Below are 2,541 nucleotides of genomic sequence, written 5' to 3'. Positions count from 1 at the left end.
TTGTGGCTGCCGCGGTGCCAGGCGTCCGACGCGATGAGGGGGACGACGGTGGTGGCTTCGGCGAAGACCATCTGTTCCCAGGTGACGTCGACCTTGCCCCAGGAGCAGGCCTCCTTCAGCGTCGAGGACGAGCAGGCGCCGTCGCGCACGTCGGCCACGGTGATCTGGACGGCGTACTTGTGCATGTCGACCTCGTGGCCGAGAATCTCGGCGCAGACGACGGTGTCCTGCGCGAAGTTCTTCGGCACGCCGCCGCCCACCATGAAGAGCCCGGTCGCGCCGGCCTTCAGCTTGATCTCGGTGAGCTCGCGGAAGTCGGCCACGGCGTCGATGGTGAGGTAGGGCTTGCCGGCCTTCATCCGCTCGACCTGGTGCTTCACGAGGCCGAAGCCGGCCGAGGAGTCGACGAACGCCGGGCAAAAGATCGGCACGCCTTCGCGGTAGGCCGTCTCGACCAGACTGTCGGGCTTCTTGGCGTTGCCGGCGGCCAGCCACTTGCCCATCTCGTGGACGAATTCGCGGCTGGAGTAGGGGCGCGGCTCCAGCATCTCGCACAAGGCGTAGATCGTGCCGTCGCAGTTCTGGAGCTCCTCCTCGTCGATGTAGGTGTCGTAGATGCGGTCGATGTACATCTCGCGCAGCTCGCGGTCGTCGACGGTGGAGTCGGCCTGGTAGTGCTTGAAGCCGAGGGCTTCGAAGAAATCCATGTCGACGATGGAGGCGCCGGTGGCGACGATCGCGTCGATCATCCCGTGCTTCACCATGTCCCGGTAGATGTGCATGCAGCCGCCGGCCGAGGTGGAGCCGGCGAGCGTCAGCCAGGTCGAGCAGTTCGGGTCTTCGAGGCTCATCGACCAGATGTCGGCGGCGCGCGCGGTGTCGCGGCTGGTGAAGCTCATCTTGCGCATGGCGTCGATGACGGGCCGCGCGTCGTACTGGTCGATCGCCACGTGCTCGACGGTGTTGGCGAGCAGCTCTGCCTTGCGGTTGGTGTTCTGAACGGGAGCGTTCATCGTCGGGTTTCCCTCTCGAAGGTGACGCCCGTCCAAAAGAAAAGCGCGACCGGGACGGAGCGACCGGCCGCGCCTATAGCACTTCCGCGACGGTTTCAGCGCTTGCGGCGCTTCTTCCCTGCCGCGCCCTTCGGGCGGCTCAGACGGACAACCTTCCGCTCCTCGGCCTGTTCCTCGCGGGGCAGGCGAATGGAGCGGCCGGCGAGGCCGAACATCGAGGCCATCGGGGCGTCGTCCACCACCACGGTCTCGGCGTCGCCGAAGCCGTTGAAGCGGGTGTTCATGGCCACGCCATAGGCGCCGAGCATCCCGATCTCGATGTAGTCGCCCTCCTGGATGTCTTCCGGCAGCCAGAAGGGGCCCGGCATGTGGTCGAGGCTGTCGCAGGTCGGCCCGTAGAAGCGGAAGGGCTTGAGCGGTCCGTCCACTTCGTGGGCGTCGGCGCCCTCGCCGCGGTACAGCTTCACCGGGAACGGCCACTTCACGTGCGCCGCATCGAACAGCGAGCCGTAGCTGCCGTCGTTGAGGTACAGCGCGTCGGCCTTCTTCAGCTCGACCTTGGTCAGGATCGACGAGGCCTCGGCCACCAGCGCCCGGCCGGGTTCGCACCACAGCTCGGTCTCTTCGTGGACCGACATCTCGGCGAAGCCGCGCTGGATCGAGTCGACGTAGTCGCCCATGTCCGGCGGGACCATGCCCGGGTAGATCGACGGGAAGCCGCCCCCGACGTCGACGATGTCGACCATGACGCCGGCGCGCACGATGGCGCGCTGGGCCTGGGCCATCGCCGCCTGGTAGGCGGTGGGGCGCATGCACTGGCTGCCGACGTGGAAGCTGACGCCCATCTTGCCGGTGGTCGCGCGGCGCGCGGCCAGCAGCAGGGCGGGGGCCTCGTGCGACGCCACGCCGAACTTGCCGCTGAGCGAGTAGGACGCGCCCTCGGCCTGGACGGCGAGGCGCACGATCAGCGTCAGGTCGGTCGCGCCGCCGGTGGCCTCGAGGATCTTCTGCAGCTCCTCGTGGGTGTCGAGGGCGAAGGTCCTCACGCCGTACCTGCCGTAGGCGTCGGCGATCGCGCGGCGGCTCTTCACCGGATGCATGAAGGCCATGCGGGCGCCCGGCGCGTGCGCGGCCACCAGCTCGATCTCGGGGATCGACGCCACGTCGAACGAATTCACGCCGCTCTTCACCAGGGTCTCGATGACCCACGGCGAAGGGTTCGCCTTCACGGCGTAGAATACGTCGCCTTGAAACTTGTCCTGGAACCAGCGCGCCGCAGTGGCCACCACGTCAGGTCGCGCTAGTGCGACAGGACGCTCCGGGGACCGCTCACGGACCAGGTCCAGGGGCGTATGGTACGTATGCACCTCACGCAACCCCCAACGGATTGTTGAACCCAGACCGGCGTTAGCAGCGCTTTTGAGGACATCGGGTCCGCCGGAAGGCGCGCAAATAGGGCCTGTCGACGGCGATGTAAAGCGTTCGTGTGTGCGGCGCGCGCGCACGGTCCCGCACGGACCGCGCGCGG

Annotated in this window: 2 protein-coding genes; both read right to left on the bottom strand. The window is 67.7% G+C overall.

Going from position 1 to position 2,541, the window contains the following annotated elements:
- Positions 1-1,013, bottom strand: a 1,013-nt coding sequence (locus tag JNL41_RS04760) for a deoxyhypusine synthase (RefSeq protein WP_293473125.1), incomplete at its 3' end; no start/stop codon positions are given.
- Positions 1,014-1,108: 95 nt separating this feature from the next.
- Positions 1,109-2,380 carry a type III PLP-dependent enzyme gene (locus JNL41_RS04755; RefSeq protein ID WP_293473124.1) on the bottom strand — a complete coding sequence of 424 codons (1,272 nt, stop codon included), beginning with the start codon at positions 2,378-2,380 and terminating at the stop codon, positions 1,109-1,111.
- Positions 2,381-2,541: the final 161 nt, after the last annotated feature.

This window comes from Phenylobacterium sp. (assembly GCF_016793285.1).
In the GTDB taxonomy this organism is placed as follows: domain Bacteria; phylum Pseudomonadota; class Alphaproteobacteria; order Caulobacterales; family Caulobacteraceae; genus Phenylobacterium.
The sequence above is the reverse complement of the archived record's forward strand: the minus strand, read 5'-3'. Positions and strand labels throughout refer to the sequence as shown.